Origin of the sequence: Caballeronia sordidicola, from assembly GCF_000729995.1 — a bacterium.
Lineage (GTDB): Bacteria > Pseudomonadota > Gammaproteobacteria > Burkholderiales > Burkholderiaceae > Caballeronia > Caballeronia sordidicola_A.
The window spans coordinates 193,147-213,861 of sequence record NZ_JNFG01000201.1 but is presented as its reverse complement, the minus strand read 5'-3'; the positions used below and the strand labels follow the sequence as shown (position 1 = coordinate 213,861).

Below are 20,715 nucleotides of genomic sequence, written 5' to 3'. Positions count from 1 at the left end.
TGTTTATCAAGAAGGACGTTTCACAGAAAAACACATCGGACGGCTCAATTGGCCATCTGATCAAGAAATTTGTTGGCGGCCCTTAACTGGAACCTGACCAGCATGGAGGCATTCGGATTGGACTTTTTACTGCGTGGCTAATGCCGGCGGCGGGGTTCACAGGCTTCGGGCTCAACCGAAGCGCTTCGCCGCATTCCCACTGAGCCGGTCTTCCGGCGATCCTGAGCCGTCCTTACCTTGACAGGACTTCAGCAGCCCCTGCACGGATATGTCGATATTGTGGTCCACCAAAGTGAGCGCCGTACCGGCGAAAGACAGCGCAATTGCCGAGAGCGCTTCAGCGGGAACTTTGTCCAGTTCCGATATCTGGTCCACTGGGATCACAACACTCTTTCCGCGCGGGAAATGAATCATGATCACCTCCTGTTCCGGAAGATATTTCACACCATCCGCAACGCTTGGGAGGACGGTGGAATGAGAACCATGCCATACGCTCTGGATGGTCTCGTACGCAGCTTTGAGCTTGAACATTGCGCCAGCCGGGCGACGCTCCAAAACAAAAAGCGTCTCGCTTCCCTCGTCGAGGTCGACAGGTTTCTCGTCAGGCGCGTTGATGATTTTCATAACTTGATCCCTACTTGCGTACGGTCTGCCAAGTGCAACACGGTCAGCTGTTTGGCGGGATCATACGTTCCCGCCTGGATGCTCACCAGCGTCCTTCCCGCCAGATTCGGCTTCACGACGTACTGTTTTGCTTCGTCCCATGCCTGATTTTCCAGGCACGTGTTGTTTGTAGCTTCCATCCAACTTTCCCTGGCCACGGGCAAGCGACCTTTGACAATGGCGATAACGTCACTTTTCACTTGAGAAGGCACCCTGGCTGTATCCGGGATTACATCCAACAGACTCACTCCATTGTGCCAAAACGAAAATTCAAACCGTGCGGACCAATCGCCCCCGTCCAGATGCACATGCGGCGGACAATGCTCGTCTCTCGTGAGAACAGCGATCCGCCTCCCTTTATATTGACCTACTTTCATTGATTTTATTCTCCCTTGTTTGCGCGAAGGTTGCTTACAACTATCTGCAAAGTAAGCATCCGATGTGGCAAATATTACACACGAGCACTCGACCTCCGATAGCTGACCCAACGGCTAACGAGTAAAAGCGCCCGAAACATTTTGGGGACCCAACTGAAACAACACGTAACCTGAGTCAACTTTCCTGAAAGCTTGGCGTTAACCCGTGGACAACGCCAATCCTGGCGACGATTTCAAGGCAACCGACTCCATGGCCGCCCTTCCGCTTTCAGCACTTCAGCAACGTCGGCAAAAACAAGGTCACGCGGCACTCATTCGAGATCCGCCGGGCAACTCAAGGCGGAACGGAATCGCATCGTCGGCCGCGTGCAGTTTTTCCTCTACGCAACCATCGCACTGGCCATCGCGGGCGTGATCGCCATCGTCATGCTGCCGTTCTCATCCATTCCGAACGACTTCAGTTTCGGCGCCCAGGAAGTGGTCGGCGTCGCCGTGTTCGCGGCGTGCCTGTTCCTGCTGCATGAGCGCACGGAACTCACCCTGCGCCTATACAACTACGAACCCGTCGAACAAACCACGCAGGGCGAACTGCGCGCGCTGCTGCATCGCGTACCGGAAGGCATGTCGTATCAAAACGCCCTCGCCGCCGACAACCGGACGTTCGTGACTGTGGAAGCGGAAGAAATTCGCCGTCGCGCCGATGCGTTCAAACCGCAAACTGAAGGTCTGGAACCGGCAGAAAGCTGATCGTCGTGCGTGCCGTCGTAGAAACCGCCGCATAAACCGCGGCGAAACCGGCGCGAAGGACATCGCACAAGGCATCGCAAAAGTCGCCGTTCCCCCAGCGCAAGTCCGTGTATGAACAGATCTGAAAGCCTCCGCCCCGCATTCGCGGGCCGGCGGCTTTCATTTTTGTGCTCGACGGTCGAGTCTGTTTTTTGCTGGATGAACTTCACCAGCGAACGCATTTTCGTCGTTCGCCCCTGTTCACCCGCGGAGCGACACAACCATGAGCAAAGAACCTCGCATCAAGCAATACGACCATCCGGCAGGCGGCTGGGGCTCGGTCAAAGCCGTTTCATCGATACTTCTGCAGGAGCACGTCGCCCTGAACGGCACGCGGATATTATTCAAGCAGAACAAGCCGGATGGTTTTGCGTGCGTGAGTTGCTCGTGGGCTAAACCGGCCGATCCGCATCTCTTCGAGTTCTGCGAAAACGGCGCAAAAGCCACCGCCTGGGAGATCACGACCAAACGCGCGACACCCGAGTTCTTCGATCACCACACCCTGGCCGCGCTGGAAGCCTGGAGTGATTTCGAACTCGAGTCGCAAGGCCGGCTGACCCACCCCATGCGCTACGACGCCGCGACCGATCGCTATCTGCCCATCCCATGGCAGCAAGCCTTCGATGAAATCGGCGAAAAGCTGCGCGGCTTCGATCCGAAACGCGTGGTGTTCTACGCTTCGGGCCGCGCGTCGCTGGAAACGTCCTACATGTATGCGCTGCTCGCCCGTTTGTACGGTTGCAACAACCTGCCGGATAGTTCGAACATGTGCCACGAGAGCACGTCGGTGGCGTTGCCGGAAACGATCGGGGTGCCGGTCGGAACGGTGACGCTCGAGGACTTCGATCACACGGACTGCCTGTTTTTCTTCGGCCACAACACCGGTACGAACGCGCCTCGCATGCTGCATCCGCTGCAAGAAGCGAGAAAACGCAACGCACAGATCATCACGTTCAATCCGTTACGCGAGCGTGGACTGGTGAGCTTTGCGAATCCGCAGTCGCCCAAGGAAATGCTCTCGACCGAGCAAACTTGCATCAGCACGCAATACCATCAGGTGAAGATCGGCGGAGACATAGCGGCGATCACGGGCATTTGCAAATCGCTAATAGAAGCCGACGATAAAGCCCGGGCAACCAACGGACCGCGCGTGCTGGACGCGGGTTTTATCGCCGAACATACGCATGGTTTCGATGCCTTCGCTGACGCCATGCGTGCCGCGGACTGGAAAGAGATCGAGTCGATGTCGGCACTGACACGCTCCGCGCTGGAAGCGGCCGCAACCGAATATGCACGCGCGAAGGCCGTGATCATCTTGTACGGCATGGGCATCACGCAGCATCGGGAGGGCGTGCTTGCGGTACAGATGCTGACGAACCTGATGCTACTTGGCGGCAATATCGGCAAGAAGGGAGCCGGGATCTGCCCGATTCGCGGCCACTCGAACGTGCAGGGCCAGCGTACCGTTGGCATCACCGAAAAACCTGCGCTCGTTCCCATGGACAAGCTCAAGGAGCTGTATCAATTCGAGCCGCCGCAGGAAACCGGCTTGACCACCGTGGATACGTGCGAAGCCGTCAGGGACGGCCATCTCGATGCGTTTATCGGACTCGGCGGCAACTTCGCGCGCGCCATTCCCGATCACGGTGTGATGGCCCCCGCGTGGAAGCAGTTGCCGCTCACCGTGCAGATCGCAACAAAACTTAACCGCAGCCATGTCGTGCACGGGCGCGCGGCGTATTTGCTGCCGTGTATCGGCCGGATCGAGGTGGATCGGCAGGCGAGCGGCGAGCAGACGGTGACCGTAGAGGACAGCACGGCGTGCATTCACGCATCGAAGGGGATAACTGAGCCGGCGAGTGAACACTTGCTGTCGGAGCCGGCTATTGTCGCGGGGCTGGCGAAGGCGCTCCTGCCGCCGAACTCGAAGGTCGACTGGGATGCGTGGGTAGGAGACTACGGGCTGGTTCGTGATGCCATCGAGCGCACCTACCCCGAGCAGTTCAAGGATTTCAACCGGCGCATGACGCAGCCTGGCGGGTTTCATCGGCCGTTGCCGGCAGCGAAACGCGAGTGGAAAACAAAAACCGGCAAGGCGAACTTTATTGTGCCGGATGGTTTTGGTGAAGACCCCGATATGGACTTCGAAGGCGAACGCACGCTGCGCCTGATGACCACGCGCGGTGACAGTCAGTTCAATACGACCGTGTACGGACTCGATGACCGTTTTCGCGGCGTGTACGGCACGCGTGATGTGCTGCTGATGAACAAGGACGATATGACCCGGCTGGGTTTCGCTGAAAACGATGCGGTCACGGCAATCACGGTCGCGAAGGACGAGGTACTGCGCGAACTGGGCGGTCTGCGCGTGCATGCGTTCGACATCCCCGCCGGTTGCGTAATGGGCTATTACCCGGAGTGCAATCGTCTGATTCCAGTGTCGCATCACGCGAAACGCAGCAAGGTGCCGGCGGCGAAGGCGGTTCCTGTACGGCTACGGAAAATGGCGGCTTGAGGGAAGAAGGCTGAAGGTAGCGTGACGGACGTGCCGGCCATGAAAGCGGCACTCCTTTAATTGTCATCGGACAATGGGGCGCAAGCCGTCAGGCGTGAACCATTGCCCGCATGGCGCCGCCAGATTCAACGTGCACGGCCGGAGTTTGCGGCCTACCTTCCAGTCCGCATGCGCCTATGCTGGAGAACACGACATAAACTGTCGGCAATGGACCAGACGGAGGCCACTCATGAACCCGATGAACATCCTGCAGCCCGCAAGATACGACATGCAGAGCAACCCGATTCCAGACCCGCTCGCAGATCCGAATCGCGACCCCGAGGCAGACCCGCTGTCGCCGCCGTCGCCCGGGCATCGGCCGGAGGAGCCGCAGCATCCCGACGCGCCACCGGACGGGCATCCAGTCTAAATAGACTCGTTATCAACCATCGTTACGGCTTGGTTTCCGTTTCGCTCGCCAGCGGAGACAACCGTGCTAACCGCGCTGCCCTGGACAACGGGTTCCAGGGTGGGATCGGAGAAAATCTTCGCACCTCGTTGATAGTTGAAAATGAACAACACAATTGATGCAGTGGACGCCAGCAACACGCAGAACACGAACACAGCGCGATAACCCCACGTGGCTGCCACGAATCCCGATGCAACGCCCGCCAGCACGGAGCCGGTGCGCATGGTGTTGAAAAACAGCGTGGTCGCCCGGGCCAGCGCGCCGGGCATCAGTTCCTGAAAGTACGACATGCCCAGACATGACGTCACCGCGACCACAACGGCGTTAAGGATCTGTAGCGGCACGAGCACCCACAGGTTGGGCGCGAACGCTATGCCCGCGAAATAGACGATATGCGACAGCGACGCAAACGCAATCATGTTCGCCTTGTTGATGCGCCGGGACGCGCCGCCGAGAAAGAGCATCATCGGAATCTCGGCGAACGCGCCGAGACCGACCATCTGTGCGACGTGCGCGGTCGTGCCGTGCAACTGATCGACAATCAGCACCGGCAGCATGATGGTCGCGATCGCCGAGCCCATGCCGATCAGCGTAAAACTCACCAGCGCCGCGTATACATGGGCGTTTTTGTCTTGCAGCGGAATTTCGCTGCTGGTTTTATCGGCGGCTTCCAGGGTGTCGTAGGCCTTGGGTTCGCGCATGCACAGCACGATGAAACCGGCAATCGCAAACGCGCCCGCCGCCGACAAAAACAGTCCGTTGAACCCCGATACACCCAGCACGATTGCGCCCACCGCCGGGCCGAACACCCACGCGCAGGACAGCGTGGTGCGCAAGGTCGCCATCGGCATTTCGGTATGTTCGATGCCTTCCGCGTGCAGCCTCGCTTTGCCGAACGTGAAAAGTTGCGGGAACACCGCCGCGCCGATGCTCAGGAAGACGCAGCCGAAGATCGTCAGCAAGATGTAGTTGCGCGTGACGCAGAGCAACGCATAACCCAGCGCCGACCCCGCGATGGACAGCAGCACGATGCGCTTTTTATCGCTCCGGCGATCAGCGATACGTCCGAGATACGTACTCACGATCACACTGCTCACCGCGGTCAGCGTCATGAAGATGCCTAGCCGAACCGGCGTCATGTGCGCCTCGGTCGCGCCGAACAGCGACGTGTACGGCACCGCAAATGAGGATGCAATGCCTGACAGGAACATTGCGAGGGAAATGCCGGGATAACCGGGAAGACGGATTAGCGCGAGAAAAGTCTTGAAGACGGCGTTCATTGAGATTCACGTTGGCGGCCAAGGTCCGTCGCGTGACGCTCGTGGCGAGCGAGAAAAACGACGTTCAGCGGGCACTTAAACACGCGCTCACGTTTTTTTCAATGACGTTTTCTTTTGGTTGCAGACTGACGAGACCTGCTCCCGGATAAACGAAATCGATCCGGCGATAAACAACGGCAGCGGATCATTCGCTCCGGCTTTATTTGGGCGCCGGGCGCCAGCGCGCTCTTGACGAAACCCTGATACCGAAAATGCTCTCGCACCGCTCACCGCCCTGTGATCGAATGGCGTTATCGTTATAACGACCCTCATAAAGGCTATAAATCCACATAAAGGCCCATATAAGGGCTTTTAAATGAGATGAGTAACAGCATCATCTCAAAAGTACTATAATGGCCCACATGGAGTCCACTAAGCCACTTAAAAGCCCTGTTGGAGGCCGTAAAGCCGGAAAACCGCTTCCCATCCCGGTGCAACGGACACTCTCAAAGCTCGGCGAAGACATCAACCGCGCGCGCCGCCGCAGAGGGCTGACGCAGCAAGCGCTCGCCGCGCGCATCGGCGCCGGACTCAACACCGTCAAGCGCATGGAGAACGGCGATCCGCACGTGCAGTTGCATTTCTTCGTGCGAGCGCTTCATTTTTTCGGTGAGCTGCAGCGGCTCAATGACCTCCTCGACAGCGGCCAGGACGATATCGGCCTCGCATTGATGGACGAAAAGCTGCCGCAGCGGGTGCGAGCCGCCAAAAAAACCACCAAAGCGTTCTAACGGCCCAGCCATGAAAACCCAACCCGCCAGGTCCGGCAAGCCCGGTATCAGTACGGCCCTGGAGGTTCACCTCGGGGCCGCGGGTACGCTTGTCGGCCATCTGAACTACGTCAGTCAAGGGCGGCGCGAAGTGTCGCAGTTCGCCTATGACGAAACCTGGTTGACCAACCCGGACCGGTTTGAAGTATCGCCCGACCTGCCCCTCGAGCCTGGCTACCAGCCGCGACGGGCGCCCAACCCCGTGGACTCGGTGTTTCACTTCGCACTGGCCGACACAGCCCCTGACGCATGGGGGCGTCGTGTCATCAACCGCATCCACGCCAAGGCGCGCAAGGACAATCCTCGCCTGCTGCCCCTGAACGAGCTCGACTATCTGTGTGCAGTGGACGACTTCAGCCGCATTGGCGCGCTTCGGCTTTGCAAGGAAGGGATCTATCTGAGGACAGTGGATGAAGGCCGCCGCACGACGCCGCCCATGATCGAACTCGAACGCATGTACAGGGCTACACGCGCCGTCGAGACGACCAGGGAAACCGTCGAGGACCTGCGCTACCTGCAAGGCAAAGGCACCTCGCTCGGCGGAATGCGGCCCAAATGCACCGTGCTCGATGAAAACGGCAAGCTCGCCATCGGCAAGTTTCCAAGCGTCAATGACACCATCAACGTCACGCGGGCCGAAGTGCTGGCGCTCAAGCTCGCGCGCCAGGCCGGCATTACGACGGCCAACGCCCGGTGCGTTACGCTGAACGACACGCCGGTCGCCATCATCGAACGGTTTGACCGGGAGGACGGCGATCTGCGCATCCCTTATCTCTCGGCTGCGTCCATGCTGCAGGCGTCGCGGCAGGATGTGCACGCCTACACCGAGATAGTGGATGTCATGCAGCAAAAGTGCTCGCATCCGGACGTCGACGCGCGAGAGTTATGGCGCCGCCTGATTTTCAACCTGCTCATCACCAACACCGACGACCATCTGCAGAATCTCGGTTTTCTATATGACGGCAACGACCTGTGGCGTATTTCGCCAGCCTTCGACGTGAACCCGATGCCCGGCAAGGTACGAGAGTCCAAGACCTGGCTCACTGAGGATGCGGGCCCTATCGAATCAGTCCAGATGCTTCTGGACACGTGCGCCTATTTTTCACTCTCCGAGGCGCAGGCGAAAACAATCTTGGCCGAGGTCCTGGATGCGGTCATGGACTGGCGCCGCGTGGCCGTTACGCCGGAAGTAGGGCTCGGCGCTCAGGAACTGGATGACTTCGAGGATGCTTTTGAACATACGCAGACGGATCAGGCTCGCAAGCTGTTGGGCCGCGCAATGTTGCGGCCTGAGTTCGCCGAGGATGCCGGGTAGGAGCCCAGCAGCAAGCCCAAGGGTTCAGCGCATTCGTCCGCCCAATCGGATGTGGCCAACTTTTTAAGTATTCCCGTCTACTCTTGTATTAACGGTTGCATACAGACGCCGAGACGCCCGCACTGACGATGAAACCGGTGCATCGTCTACCCGGCTATTCCGCTGTATATGGCTTGAAGCGCCAGGGTTTTCGCGTCGGTATGTCCCTCGAAGGGCGCAACGCTTTGCATGGAACGCGTGGTCCGGGAGTTCACCATGAAACAGCTTATCTCCGCCGTCATTGCCGCTTCGGTGCTGAACCTGCCCGCCGTGTCGTTTGCTGCCCAAGCCGATGGTCCAAGAGCGCTGGACCGCGTCGTTCAACAGAACGAGAAGTATGAAAGAGATCATCCGCGACAATCACCGGCCGCTAACGGCGAGCGCACACCCGCGGATAAATCGATAGCCGATCCCTCATCCAACGGAGATCCTCCCTAAGACAATGCGATGAGGGTTCGGCCGCCCCAGGCACGCCGGATTTCTCGTCTCGCGCACCCTGCGCTTTCGATGACAAAGACGTCGAAGACAAGCGACGCCCGATATCAGCCTGCCGCCTTCACCCCGGTGCTGGTCGCGCCCCACTCAGACAAAGCTCACGCGAACAGGCGTCTGATTCTTTGCCAGAACGCGAGCCGATGCGGGGGCGCGACTTCCACCGACACCTCTTCGTCGGGATGAAAGTGAACTTCCTGAACCTGCCGAACCTGTGAGACAAGCAGCCCGATGTACATGGTGACTCTCCCAACCTTGGATTTTTGAGTTCACGGAAAAATCGCAGCTCGGGGTTTTAACGCGCAGGCGCGTGGCGACGGGCTTACCCTCTTTCCGCTAATGACGGGGAATGGCGTATGAATATGCTGTTGTTTCCGGCATAACCCTCCTGTTTCAGCTTATCGGCCTTCTGCTTGTCAGCCTTTTGATTATTAACCGCCTCTATCCGGCGGCCAACCACATTAATATCAGCAGTTCAATGAAATAAGCATCCCGAACTACTGAAAGATCCCTAATCCGTCCAAATACCCGTCAATGTCCGGTGAGACATCCCATCGTCATATTAGGCCGATCCAAGGCTGGGGGAAATACGCACCAGCAGCCGTCATCGTGTCGGAAGAAAAGCAACGCGCGAGATCCGAGCGGCAACGCGGTTTCTACACACACATACCGTCTTCCACCCGAACGCGTGCGGCTGAACTCTGTTACACGAACCGGTGTCGAGAGGCTGGGAGCCAGCCATTTGTCGACCTGCGTACGTAGCGAATATTCATGCGTGGATTTCATGTGCTGCTCCGGCAAATGACTCTTGCTCGACCTCGTTTCGCGCGGGTTTGATGATGCCCGCGGGCCGCCCTGTTTCTTCATCCGGGCTTTGATCTATCGTCCTGCTGAGCGCCGACGCCCTCAGTGCGCTACACCGCGCCACATACCTTATATCCGCGAGTTGAGCAACAAGTTGCCTAGCTGTCCTGCGCTTCATGACTTACCTCCCGCACCGCAACCTGAACTTGATAAAACACTTTAACTGTATGCCTGGATCGCCCGTTTGGGAGGGATGTAGGCAAAATCGCAACACTTTGTCGCAAAGGGGAAAGCCCCGGATCGATCGCCACCGCTTTGCAACGGCTGCTTAAATCAGCGGCGGTTCGCCATGTTTGTTTATCGGCACAGGGGGATTCGGACTTGAGCGTCGGCGATCAATACCGCAAACGTTTTTTAGAGGGGCGAGACCACCATGCAGAAATCGCTCAGGCGCTATCGGCGAAGGCGCGCGACATTACGCGCCGGATTGCTCGGGAGCGATTGGGATTGCCTTGTTGCATGGGAAGCAGGATTCACAGTGGGTGAACGCTACGGGCTCGCGCCCGTTCGTTATCGCCCCGCCGCGCGCGCCAGCACCGCATCCAGCTCGCGGATGGTCTGATACAGAACACGCGTGCCATCGAGCAACTGTTGTGGTTCGATCCATTCTTCAGGACAGTGGCTGCGGCCGTTCAAACAGGGGATGAAGATCATCCCGATCGGTCCTGTTGACGCCACATACACACCGTCGTGCCCCGCCCCGCTCGGCAAACGCATGCAGGCATATCCAAGGCAGGCGGCGGAGCGCTCCACCGCGTCCATCACCAGCGGCTGACAGTGCGTCGGCCTGGCGCGGCTCACGTGCGCCGCAGACGCGGTCAGCCGCAAAGCCAGCAGATCATCGGCGATGGCCGCCATGAGCGCCTCGGGAAATTGATCCAGCACGGCGTCACTGTCGCTGCGCACTTCGAGCATCAGTTCAACGTGGCCCGGCACCGCGTTCGGGACGTTCGGTGTCATCGCCAGCCGGCCGATGGTCGCGACTACGTAATGCGGATCGCCGTTCATCGCCGACGCGATGCGGCACGTCCGGTCAATCACGCGCGCCGCTCCAACAAGTGCGTCGCGGCGAATATCCATCGGCGTGGTACCGGCGTGATCCGGCTGACCGGTCACCGTAATCAGCACGCGCCGGATGCCGACGATGTTCGTCACCACCCCAATAGGCAAGCGCTTCGTCTCGAGTACCGGCCCCTGTTCTATGTGCAATTCCACGAACGCGGCCGTGCTGCCGGGCGCGCGCAGCGCTTGCGCCAACGCGTCGGGGTCCCCGCCGATGCGCCGCAGCGCCTGCCGTAACGATTCACCCTCCGCATTCTTAGATGCCAGCATGCCGTCGTCCAGCACCCCTGAAAACGCCCTGCTGCCAACACACGAAATGCCGTAGTCGCTCGGTTCTTCAGAGAGGAAATCGATCACCTCGAACGGGTGATCCAGCTTGATATCCTGCTCGTTCAAGGTATGCGCGACCTCGATGCCCGCCAGCACGCCGATGATCCCGTCGAAGCGGCCGCCGCCCACCACCGTATCGCAATGCGAGCCGGTAATGATGGGCTTCGTCGAACGCCCCGAGCCTTCGCGTCGACCGATCAGATTGCCGCCCGCATCCTGCGAAACACTCAGGCCGGCGCCCGCGAATTCGCTGCGCAACCACGCACGCGCCTCTTCGAACAAAGGCGAAAATGCGCGACGTGTCCACGGAACATCGGGACGCGTGAACTGACTCAGGCGTTCGACACGGGCGTTCAAGCGGTAAGCGTTGATCGGCGGGAAAGAAATGTTGGACATGGCAGCGGTTTCGTTCATGAGGCCGCCGGCAACAGGCCAGCGCGGTTAAAAGAAGCGGGGCGCAAAAAGCGTCCATCGCCTGTCTGGTTGACGATGCGTGCACCGTCGAAAACCTGCTTTCCACGGCAGTAGGTCGCCGCGACGCGCACCGTGAATTCCATGCCTTCGAACGAGCTCCACTGCACGGCGGAGAGGCTGTGCGACGGATCGAAAGCGTACCGTCCGGGCGTGAGGATCACGAAGTCGGCGTGCGCGCCATTGTCGAATGTTCCTTTGCGATCGTGCAGCAGGAAGTGGCGCGCAGGATTACGGGCGAGTTGCTTGGCCACCATCGTCGGGGAAATGCCTCTCTGTTCGCATCCGGTCCAGAACGCCGGCAGCAGCGTCTCCAGTCCCGGACCACCCGATGAATTCTTGAACACGTTCGGATTGCCCTTGCGTTCAAGCCCCCAACTCACGTGATCGGAGGAAACGAACGTACACGCATCGTTCGCGATATGACTCCACAGCCGCTCCGTCTCGGCCTTCGGACGAATCGGCGGATAGTGCTTGGTTTTGGCGCCGAACCGCTTCGTGTGATCTTCATGATTGAGCATCAGATACTGCACGCAGGTTTCGATGCTGGCCTGATGTCCCGCGTGCCGATACATGTCGCAAAGCTCGAACCCCCGCGACGTGGACACATGCACCGCATGAGCACGTGCGCCCGTCTCGGCGCCGATTTCATAGATCAGCGCCGTCGCCAGATTCTCGATCAGCGGCGTATGCGCGCGCATGAAAGCGTCCCAGCCGGTGTCGCCCGCTTCAATCATGCGGCTCACGTTCTTGCGCGTCAGGTCCTGCATCTGGTTGTGCACTCCGCACGCGAGACCCGACGGCGCGATCAGCCGGAACGCCTCGTACAGGTCGTCTTCTTCCACGCGAGGAAAACGCCCGGGGGTCGCTTCGAAGGTTGAAAACTTGAAGGCGCACACCCCGCCGTCTATCAAGCCGGCTGCGGCCTGCAACCCGTGTTTGTCGTTGAGCGTGCCGAACAACGCAACGTCCACATGGCAGTCACGTTCGACCTCGGCAATCTTCACATCGAGTTGCGCACGCGAGGCCACGGGTTCGGGATCGTCATAGGGCATGTCCACCATCACGGTTACGCCACCCGCTGCCGCCGCACGCGACGCGTGGCCCAGTCCCTCCTGATTCGCCTGGCTGCCCGAATGAACCTGCCCGTCGATTACACCAGGCATCACCCATTGCCTTTGTGCATCGATGAAATCTTTCGCGGCCGGCGGCTTGCCCGCGCCCCGCATCACCACGCGGCCATCGCGCACCGCCAGCCAGCCGTCCATCACGACGCTGTGCGCATCGACGATATTGCCGCGAACCACCAGATCGAAATCGCTCATCTTGCCTCCGTCTCCCGCGCCGATATTGCTTCGATATCACCTCAATCGGCGCCAAGTGTAGGCAGCGGCATCCCAAAATGTCTTATGCTTATTTATCCTGTCCACATAACATCGGGTTAATCGTTTGCGACTCAATCTGCGGCAAATCGAAGTCTTCCGCGCCATCATGCTGACGGGGTCCATCAGCGGCGCGGCCAAGCTCCTGCACGTCTCGCAGCCGGCTGTGTCAAGGCTGATTTCCTATACGGAACAAAGGCTTGGGCTATCGCTGTTCGAGCGCATCAAGGGTCGGCTGTACCCTACGCCCGAAGCGCGGCGCCTCTTCACCGAGGTGAACGTGGTCTACCAAGGCGTGCAACGCGTGAACGAGGTGGCCGACGACCTGATTGAAAACCGCATGGGCCATCTGCGAATTGCTTGCAGTCCGAACCTTGGGCAGTCGCTGATTCCTCGCGCCATTGCGCTCTTCTACGAGCGTTTCCCGGATGTCCGCATCATCCTGCACACGCTGTTGCCGAGCATCCTGCTTCAGGCGGTGATCACGCAGCAGGTTGATCTCGGCATTGCGTTCATGCAGGAGACGCATCCCAACGTGCAGATCCGGCCGATCCATGAGAACCGCATCGTGGCGGCGCTGCCGGTCGGCCATCCGCTCACGGAACGCGAGACGCTGCACGTTCGCGATCTCGTCGATCAACCTTTCATTGGCTACGGCAGCGACATTCCGTTCGGGCAACTCGTGCGCAAGATGTTTCTCGACGCAGACTGCGCGCTGCGCATCAAGACCGAAGTGCAGCAAGCTCACGTGGCCTGCGCGCTGGTCCAGGCCGGCGTGGGCATTGCGTTGATCGATGAATTGACGATCGGCGGCCCAGCCTGGTCGAACATGGTCGTGCGGCCGGTCGAACCGGTCATTGCCGCGCCGGTCAGTGTCATTCACGCGGTGCTCGAGCCCCTGTCGCGCACGGCGCAAGCGTTCATCGCCACTCTGGAAACCATGCGCATCGAGCTCTGACTCGCCCTTCGCCTCGCTCATCCGCGTAGACCCGCCCCATAACATCGCGTTATGTACTTGCCATAAAAAAGCAATAACGCGTCAAAAATTTGGCTCCCTAGACTCACCCCTATTCGATCGCTGCACCGCTACGCCGGCCTTAGCTGCAACGCGCCGGCCGCGCCCCGCACCGGTTTTGTCCGCTGCTTCCTGAGCCACAAGCCGACAGCCACGCGTGTGCAGGGTCAAGCGCTTCTTAATGAGAAAAGGGGAAAGACATGGGACGCATCCTGAACTTGAAGGACGTTGAAGCTGCCGTGAAAGGCGGCTCGGTGTTCGCCTGCGGCGGTGGCGGCTGGGCCGCTCACGGCCGCGAACTGGGCACGCTGGCGGTGACTATCGGACGCCCCGAGCTGGTATCGATGGATGAGGTGCCTGACGACGCGTGGATCGCTACCGCCGCAGCTATTGGCGCACCCGGTGGCCTCACCGAATGGGAGATGCTCGGCGCGGATTACGTGAGGGCCGTGCAGCTCGTACAGGACGCGCTGGGTGCGCCGATCCACGGGCTGATCATCGGCCAGAACGGCATGTCGAGCACGCTCAACGGTTGGTTGCCTTCCGCGCTGCTCGGCACGAAGGTGGTGGATGCCGTGGGCGATATCCGCGCTCATCCGACCGGCGACATGGGCTCGCTCGGCCTCGCCTCCAGCCCTGAGCCGGTGATCCAGGCCGCCGCCGGCGGCAACCGCGCGCAAAACGCTTATATGGAGCTCGTCGTGCGCGGCGCGACCGCCAAGGTGTCGCCTGTGCTGCGCAAAGCTTCCGACATGTCCGGCGGATTCATTGCCAGTTGCCGCAACCCGGTGCGCGCGAGCTATGTGCGCGAGCACGCGGCGCTGGGGGGCATCAGCCGCGCATTGGCACTGGGCGAAGCGATCATTGCTGCGGAATCCAAAGGACCGCGCGCTATCATCAACGCGATCTGCAAGGCGACGCAAGGCACGATCATCGGCAGCGGCCGAGTCGTGCGCAACACGCTGAAGTACACCGATGAAGCCTTCGATGTGGGCGTGGTTGAGATCGGCGCCGGCGCGCAACGGTGCGTCATCCACGTGATGAACGAACACATGGCCGTGGACGATGCCCATGGCGTGCGCATCGCGAGTTATCCCGACGTGATCACCACGCTCGATACCGAAGGCAGACCGATCAGCGCGGGGCAATTGGTCGAAGGACTCGAAGTGCTGATCCTGCATGTCCACAAGGCGTATCTGCCATTGTCGTCCTCCGTGCGCGATCCGGCTGTGTATCCGCCGGTCGAGAAAGCGCTTGGGATCAGCCTGTCCGGCTACGCACTCGCTGATTAAGGAACCTCCAGATATGAAACGCGAATTCAACGTTACTTCAGGCACCACGCTGCGTTGCAAAGGCTGGCGACAAGAAGCGCTCCTGCGCCTGCTGGAAAATGTGCTCGCCGTGGGTGAAGACCCGGCACAACTGATTGTCTATGCCGCACTGGGACGGGCCGCACGCGACTGGCCTTCGCACGACGCCATCGTCCATGCACTCAAGACGATGACCGAAGACCAGACGCTTGTCGTGCAGTCGGGTAAGCCGATAGGTTTGCTGCGCACGCATGCACGAGCGCCGCTTGTAATCATGGCGAATTGCAACATGATCGGCCAGTGGGCGAAGGCCGAGAACTTTTACGATCTCGAACAAAAGAACCTGATTTGCTGGGGCGGCCTTACGGCGGGTGACTGGCAGTACATCGGTTCACAAGGTGTAATCCAGGGCACCTACGAGATCTTTTCGCGTATCGCTGAGCGTCACTTCGATAACGACTTGCGCGGCCGTTTCATCCTGACCGCGGGCCTGGGCGGCATGGGCGGCGCGCAACCGCTCGCGGGCCGCATGGCGGGCGCGGCCATATTGACGATTGAAGTTGACCAGGAACGCATCGACAAGCGGATGAAGATCGGCTTCCTTGAGAAGCAGGCACACGACCTCGATGACGCGCTGGCAATGATCCGCGACGCGCAAGCAAAGCGCGAACCGTTGTCGGTCGGGTTGCTCGGCAACGCCGCCGATATCTATGCGGAGATCCTTGCGCGCGGTGTCATACCCGACATCGTCACCGACCAGACCGCCGCCCACGATCTCGTCTACGGCTACGTGCCGGTCGGACATACGTTGGAACAAGTCCGCGCATTACGCACCACCAACCTCCCCGCGCTCATGAACGCGAGCCGTACCTCGATCGTGCGTCATGTGAACGCGATGCTCGGCTTCATGGACCGCGGTGCGATCGTCTTCGACAACGGCAACCTGATTCGCACGCATGCGAAGGAAGGCGGCGTCGAGCGCGCGTTCGAGATTCCGATTTTCACCGAAGCGTTCCTGCGCCCGTTGTTTTGCCGCGCGATTGGCCCGTTCCGCTGGATCGCTTTATCGAACGATGCCGACGATATCCGCAAGATCGACGACTACCTGCTCGAGCATTTCGCCGACAACGCGATCGTCGTCAACTGGATCAGGCTCGCGCGTCAATACGTGCCGTTCGAAGGCTTGCCGGCCCGCATCGCGTGGCTGGGTCACGGCGAACGAACGGAACTCGCACTCGCGGTGAACCGGATGGTGCGCGAAGGCCTGCTCAGCGGCCCGGTTGCGTTCACGCGCGACCATCTGGACGCAGGCGCCATGGCGCATCCGAACATCATGACCGAGAACATGCGCGACGGCTCGGACGCTATCGCCGACTGGCCTTTGCTCAATGCAATGGTCAACTGCTCGTCGATGGCGGATCTCGTCGCTATCCACTCCGGCGGCGGCGGTTACAGCGGCTACATGACGAGTGCGGGCGTGACCGTTGTTGCCGACGGAACGGCGGACGCCGACGAGCGGCTGCAACTCTCGATCACCAACGATACATCGATGGGTGTCATGCGTTACGCCGATGCAGGCTACCCCGAGGCGCTCGATGAAGCCGAACGCAAAAACCTGCCCTACATCCGGATCTGATCCCATGTCCAATACGAGCCAGGCCGCGGTAACGAACGCCGCTGCCGAGGTCCCACCTTCACAAAACACCCTGAAAACAGGGCGCCGGGCGGTGCTGGCGGCATCTATCGGCAACGCGCTGGAGTGGTACGACTTTTCGGTCTACGCGTTTTTTGCGGTGTATATCGCGCAGAACTTCTTTAGTCATGGCGACGCCGGCGCCGAGTTGTTGCAGGCATTCCTGGCATTCGGCCTGGGCTTTGTCGTGCGTCCGCTGGGCGCGCTCGTGCTGGGTGTCTATGGCGACCGTGCAGGTCGCAAGGCTGCGCTGAGCGTGACGATTCTCGTCATGGCGCTGGGCACCGCGATCATTGCGTTCGCGCCGCCTTATACCGCGATCGGCTTCGGTGCGCCGCTGCTGATCGTCTGCGGACGCATGCTCCAGGGTTTTTCCGCAGGCGGCGAAGTGGGTGGTGCGGCGGCGTTCCTGATCGAACACGCGCCGCCGGACAAGAAAGGCAAATACGCTTCATGGCTGCAGGCAAGCATGGCGATCTCGAACATCATGGGAGCGTTGATCGCGACCGCCATCACGCTGCTTTTGACCCGTGAGCAGATTGGCGAATGGGGCTGGCGTGTCCCGTTCATCATTGGGCTTGCCATTGCACCAGTCGGGTTATGGCTGCGTAAAACCCTGCATGAAACACCGCAGTTCGAAGCGGAAATGGACCGTCAGCACCGGACGCATCAGGCGGCCAGGACGCCGTTGCTGCAAGTCGTTCGCGACTATCCGAAAGCACTGGCAAGCGGCTTTGGTTTCTCGGTGTTATGGGCGGTGTGCGTGTATGTGCTCATCATCTTCATGCCGATCTACGCACAGCGGACGCTGCACTTCTCAGGCCAGCAAGCATTCCTCGCAGCGTTGATCGGTAACTGTTTCATGGCGCTCGCCTGCGTCTATGCCGGTTCGCTGTCCGACCGTTTCGGCCGGCGCACCGTGCTTGCATGGGGCGCCATGCTGATGCTGGCTGGCGTCTATCCGCTCCTTGCATGGCTGCAAGCAGCGCATACGCTTTCTGTGCTGATCGTGGTCCAGGTCGTGTTCTGCATGATGGTCGCCATCTTTACCGGCGTCGCGCCATCCGCGCTTTCCGAACTCTTTCCGACCCGCGTGCGCTCTACCGGCATGTCGCTTTCCTATAACGCAGCCGTCACTGTCTTCGGCGGCTTCGCCCCCGCCATCCTGACGTGGCTGACCGAAAGTACCGGCAATGCATTTGCGCCCGCCTGGTACGTCATGGCCGCAAGCGTCGTCGCGCTGATTTCCATCGTCTTCCTGCCGCCCAAGCCAAACTTTTAACAATAAAGGAATCCGAATCATGTTACACCCCATCCGATGCGCACTCATCGCGGCCGTATTGCTTCATGCTTCCCTGTCATTCGCCGATGTTGTGCTCGACGGCCGTTCCGCGACGCCTGAAACCATTGCCGGCATTGCCGATGGTGAATCCGTGCGGATTGCCCCGGTTGCGATGAAACGCGTGGAAGACGCGCATACCGTGCTGCTGGAAGCGGCTCAGGACGGCCAGCAGATCTATGGGTTGACAGTAGGCGTGGGATTGAACAAGGACCGCAAGATGGTCAATGCGCAGGGCAAGCTCACGCAGGAGATCATCGACGCGTCGGGGCGTTTCAACGTCGGCCTGATTCACGCGCATTCGGGCAGTGTCGGCCCCGACATGGACGTACGCACCGCACGCGCCGCGATGGCCGCCCGCCTGAACGCGATGCTCGACGGCGGCGCGGGCGTGCAGACAAGTATTGTGGACACGTATGTGCAGTTCCTGAATCGCGGTGTGACACCGGCCATGCCGTCGGGCGGCTCACTGGGTGAAGCCGATATAACAATCCTGAGCCACGTTGGCCTGGCGATGCTCGGTGAAGGCGATGTCTACTATCAAGGTCGCAAGATCCCGGCAGCCGAAGCACTCGGCGCGGCAGGCATCACCCCCATCAAACCGTACGGCAAGGACGCGCTCGCCATCCTGAGTTCGAATGCCTATTCAGCAGGCATGGCCGCGCTGGCGCTGAACGACATGGGTCGTCTGCTCAAGGTCTCGAAGCTGGTCTACGCGCTGAGCCTGCAAGCGTTCAACGGTAACGTATCGCCATTCCTGCAGGACACGCTCGCACTGCGCCCGTTCCCCTACACCGTCAAGGCGGGTGACCAGCTTCGCACGCTGCTTGCCGGCAGCAGCATCTGGAACCATGACGATAACCGCGCGCTGCAAGATCCGCTGAGCTTCCGCTCGGGTGTCTATTTGCTGGGCGAGGAAGACCGTATGTACGCCGAGACGCGTGCGCTGCTCGACGTCCAGCTCAACTCGTCGGACGACAACCCCGGCGTTGCCGTAGGCGTCGCGCCGCACTCGAAGCGTGCGCAGGAATCGCGCGGTTATGTAAAGGCCGACGGCTTGAGCGACGTGAGCGACGTGAGCGGCGCGGTGCTGCCCAGCGCGAATTTCGAGCCATTGCCGTGGGTATTGTCGTTTGAAGAGACAGGTCTTGTCCTGGCTCATAACTCATTGGCGTCGGCCCAACGTATCATCAAGCTGAACGATCCGCATATGACCGGCTTGACGCGCTTTCTCGGCACGGATCAAACCGTGCACGCGTTCGGCGCAATGGAAAAACCACCGGTCGCGCTGGCCATGGAAAACAAGGAGCTGGCCATGCCGGTCTCCATGGACTACCTGCCGGTGGCCGGTGACATCGAAGACATTGCGACCAATGCGCCGCGCGTGGTGGAACGAGTGCAACAGCAGATCGACAACAGCTTCACGCTGCTGGGTATCGAGCTGATTCACGCGGGCCAGGCCATCGATCTGCGCCGCCAGCAGCAACCGGACTTCACGCTGTCGCCGGCCACCGCGGGTCTTTACACTGCGCTGCGCGGCAAGGTTGCGTTCCTCGATCGCGACCGGCCGCTGACGCCGGATTTCCGCGCGGCAGAAACCTTACTGCACAGTTACCCAGGCTGATTTTTTTGTTTATTTTTGGAGTACACGATGACGCCACGCGTTGAAGCATTCCCGGACCCGGTGACCTCAACCGTCACCTACGTGGTGTATGAAACGGCGGGTTCACCGTGCGCGATCATCGACGCGGTCCTCGACTATGAACCGCACTCCGGTCGCACCTCGACGCAAACCGCTGACCGCGTGATCCGCTTCGTGAACGAGCACGACTTGCGGGTGGAGTGGCTGCTCGAGACGCACGCCCACGCCGATCACATCTCGGCCGCGGCGTATCTCCGGAAGCAACTGGGCGGCGCGATTGCAATCGGCGAACACATCCGGTCGGTGCAGGCGGTATTCGGGCGGCTCTTCAATCTCGAACCGGCAATGTCGTCAACGTCGCCCGCCCCTTTCGACCATTTATTCGCCGACGGCGAAACATTTCAGGTCGGTGCGCTGACCGGCCGCGTGATGCATGTTCCCGGCCACACGCCGGCCGATGTCGCCTATCTATTCGACGGCCTCGCGTTCATGGGCGACACCTTGTTCATGCCGGACGTTGGCACGGCGCGCTGCGATTTCCCCGGCGGCGACGCCAGCACGTTATACGAATCGATTGGGAGACTGCTTGGCCTGCCACCGCAGACGCGCCTCTTTGCGTGCCACGACTATCCACCCGATGGCCGTGAAACCCGCTGGGAAACCACGGTCGCCGAGCAGCGCGCAGCAAACATCCATGTCCGCGACGGCATCACCGTCAGCGAATTCGTCAGCATGCGCACTGCACGCGACGCGACGCTTGGTCCTCCGGCGCTGATCATCCCTTCCATTCAACTGAACATCCGCGCAGGCGCTTTTCCAGCAGCCGAATCCAACGGCGTGAGTTATCTGAAGCTTCCGCTGAACACGTTTTAAAGCAGTCGGG

General features: G+C 60.2%; 19 protein-coding genes. 12 read left to right on the top strand and 7 right to left on the bottom strand.

All coding sequences use genetic code 11. The annotated features are described in order from the left end of the window. Window positions 1–171 precede the first annotated feature (171 nt). Both FH08_RS0139695 and FH08_RS52265 read right to left on the bottom strand, forming a co-directional pair. The gene (locus tag FH08_RS0139695; RefSeq protein WP_031363668.1) at window positions 172–624 is read right to left on the bottom strand and encodes a DUF2442 domain-containing protein; all 453 of its coding nucleotides are present in this window, start codon (window positions 622–624) and stop codon (window positions 172–174) included. Next, on the bottom strand, window positions 621–1,040 hold the full coding sequence (locus FH08_RS52265) for a hypothetical protein (protein ID WP_075583441.1): 420 nt from the start codon (window positions 1,038–1,040) through the stop codon (window positions 621–623). The genes FH08_RS0139695 and FH08_RS52265 overlap by 4 nt, the downstream gene beginning before the upstream one ends. 366 nt (window positions 1,041–1,406) lie before the next feature. Between FH08_RS52265 and FH08_RS48970 the strand changes: the two genes are divergently transcribed. From FH08_RS48970 to FH08_RS48965, 3 genes are all read left to right on the top strand, one after another. Continuing rightward, on the top strand, window positions 1,407–1,787 hold the full coding sequence (locus tag FH08_RS48970) for a hypothetical protein (protein WP_235210648.1): 381 nt from the start codon (window positions 1,407–1,409) through the stop codon (window positions 1,785–1,787). 262 nt (window positions 1,788–2,049) lie between these two features. Next, on the top strand, window positions 2,050–4,341 hold the full coding sequence (locus FH08_RS0139680; RefSeq protein ID WP_031363666.1) for an FdhF/YdeP family oxidoreductase: 2,292 nt from the start codon (window positions 2,050–2,052) through the stop codon (window positions 4,339–4,341). 229 nt (window positions 4,342–4,570) lie between these two features. After that, window positions 4,571–4,750: a hypothetical protein gene (locus FH08_RS48965; protein WP_035568448.1), complete on the top strand. Its 180-nt coding sequence runs from the start codon at window positions 4,571–4,573 to the stop codon at window positions 4,748–4,750. Here FH08_RS48965 and FH08_RS0139670 read toward each other — a convergent pair. Then, window positions 4,747–6,069, bottom strand: coding sequence for a sugar efflux transporter (locus FH08_RS0139670; protein ID WP_051888894.1), 1,323 nt, complete (start codon window positions 6,067–6,069; stop codon window positions 4,747–4,749). The two genes, FH08_RS48965 and FH08_RS0139670, sit on opposite strands and share 4 nt — an antisense overlap. Window positions 6,070–6,461: 392 nt before the next feature. Between FH08_RS0139670 and FH08_RS0139665 the strand changes: the two genes are divergently transcribed. The 3 genes from FH08_RS0139665 (at window position 6,462) to FH08_RS0139655 (ending at window position 8,670) form a co-directional block, all read left to right on the top strand. Next, on the top strand, window positions 6,462–6,839 hold the full coding sequence (locus FH08_RS0139665; protein ID WP_326929005.1) for a helix-turn-helix domain-containing protein: 378 nt from the start codon (window positions 6,462–6,464) through the stop codon (window positions 6,837–6,839). Window positions 6,840–6,849: 10 nt separating this feature from the next. Further along, window positions 6,850–8,193 (top strand): type II toxin-antitoxin system HipA family toxin, encoded by a 1,344-nt coding sequence (locus FH08_RS0139660; RefSeq protein WP_031363663.1) that lies wholly within the window; start codon window positions 6,850–6,852, stop codon window positions 8,191–8,193. A 255-nt stretch (window positions 8,194–8,448) separates the two neighbouring features. Continuing rightward, window positions 8,449–8,670, top strand: a complete 222-nt coding sequence (locus tag FH08_RS0139655; protein WP_152603035.1) for a hypothetical protein — start codon at window positions 8,449–8,451, stop codon at window positions 8,668–8,670. Window positions 8,671–8,825: 155 nt separating this feature from the next. On the opposite strand, the gene FH08_RS52770 is transcribed toward FH08_RS0139655, so the two are convergent. The 4 genes from FH08_RS52770 to FH08_RS0139635 form a co-directional block, all read right to left on the bottom strand. Further along, window positions 8,826–8,963, bottom strand: a complete 138-nt coding sequence (locus tag FH08_RS52770; protein ID WP_160172548.1) for a hypothetical protein — start codon at window positions 8,961–8,963, stop codon at window positions 8,826–8,828. A gap of 292 nt (window positions 8,964–9,255) precedes the next feature. Next, a complete protein-coding gene (locus tag FH08_RS53785; RefSeq protein ID WP_075583440.1) occupies window positions 9,256–9,510 on the bottom strand; it encodes a hypothetical protein in 255 nt (84 codons plus the stop codon). A gap of 588 nt (window positions 9,511–10,098) precedes the next feature. Then, window positions 10,099–11,376, bottom strand: a complete 1,278-nt coding sequence (locus FH08_RS0139640) for a Zn-dependent hydrolase (RefSeq protein WP_031363661.1) — start codon at window positions 11,374–11,376, stop codon at window positions 10,099–10,101. A gap of 14 nt (window positions 11,377–11,390) precedes the next feature. Next, window positions 11,391–12,776: a dihydroorotase gene (locus FH08_RS0139635; RefSeq protein WP_031363660.1), complete on the bottom strand. Its 1,386-nt coding sequence runs from the start codon at window positions 12,774–12,776 to the stop codon at window positions 11,391–11,393. 124 nt (window positions 12,777–12,900) lie between these two features. Between FH08_RS0139635 and FH08_RS0139630 the strand changes: the two genes are divergently transcribed. The 6 genes from FH08_RS0139630 to FH08_RS0139605 all read left to right on the top strand — a co-directional run bounded on the left by FH08_RS0139630 (window position 12,901) and on the right by FH08_RS0139605 (window position 20,705). Next, complete coding sequence (locus FH08_RS0139630; protein ID WP_031363659.1) at window positions 12,901–13,791, top strand: LysR family transcriptional regulator; 891 nt, start codon at window positions 12,901–12,903, stop codon at window positions 13,789–13,791. 257 nt (window positions 13,792–14,048) lie between these two features. Then, window positions 14,049–15,140, top strand: a complete 1,092-nt coding sequence (locus tag FH08_RS0139625) for a DUF917 domain-containing protein (protein WP_031363658.1) — start codon at window positions 14,049–14,051, stop codon at window positions 15,138–15,140. A 13-nt stretch (window positions 15,141–15,153) separates the two neighbouring features. Next, complete coding sequence (locus FH08_RS0139620) at window positions 15,154–16,794, top strand: urocanate hydratase (protein ID WP_031363657.1); 1,641 nt, start codon at window positions 15,154–15,156, stop codon at window positions 16,792–16,794. 4 nt (window positions 16,795–16,798) lie between these two features. Beyond that, entirely contained in the window at window positions 16,799–18,133 is a 1,335-nt protein-coding gene (locus FH08_RS0139615) for an MFS transporter (RefSeq protein ID WP_081889724.1), read from the top strand. A gap of 19 nt (window positions 18,134–18,152) precedes the next feature. Further along, complete coding sequence (locus FH08_RS0139610; RefSeq protein WP_031363655.1) at window positions 18,153–19,814, top strand: HAL/PAL/TAL family ammonia-lyase; 1,662 nt, start codon at window positions 18,153–18,155, stop codon at window positions 19,812–19,814. Between the two features lie 27 nt (window positions 19,815–19,841). Next, window positions 19,842–20,705 carry an MBL fold metallo-hydrolase gene (locus tag FH08_RS0139605; RefSeq protein ID WP_031363654.1) on the top strand — a complete coding sequence of 288 codons (864 nt, stop codon included), beginning with the start codon at window positions 19,842–19,844 and terminating at the stop codon, window positions 20,703–20,705. Window positions 20,706–20,715 lie beyond the last annotated feature (10 nt).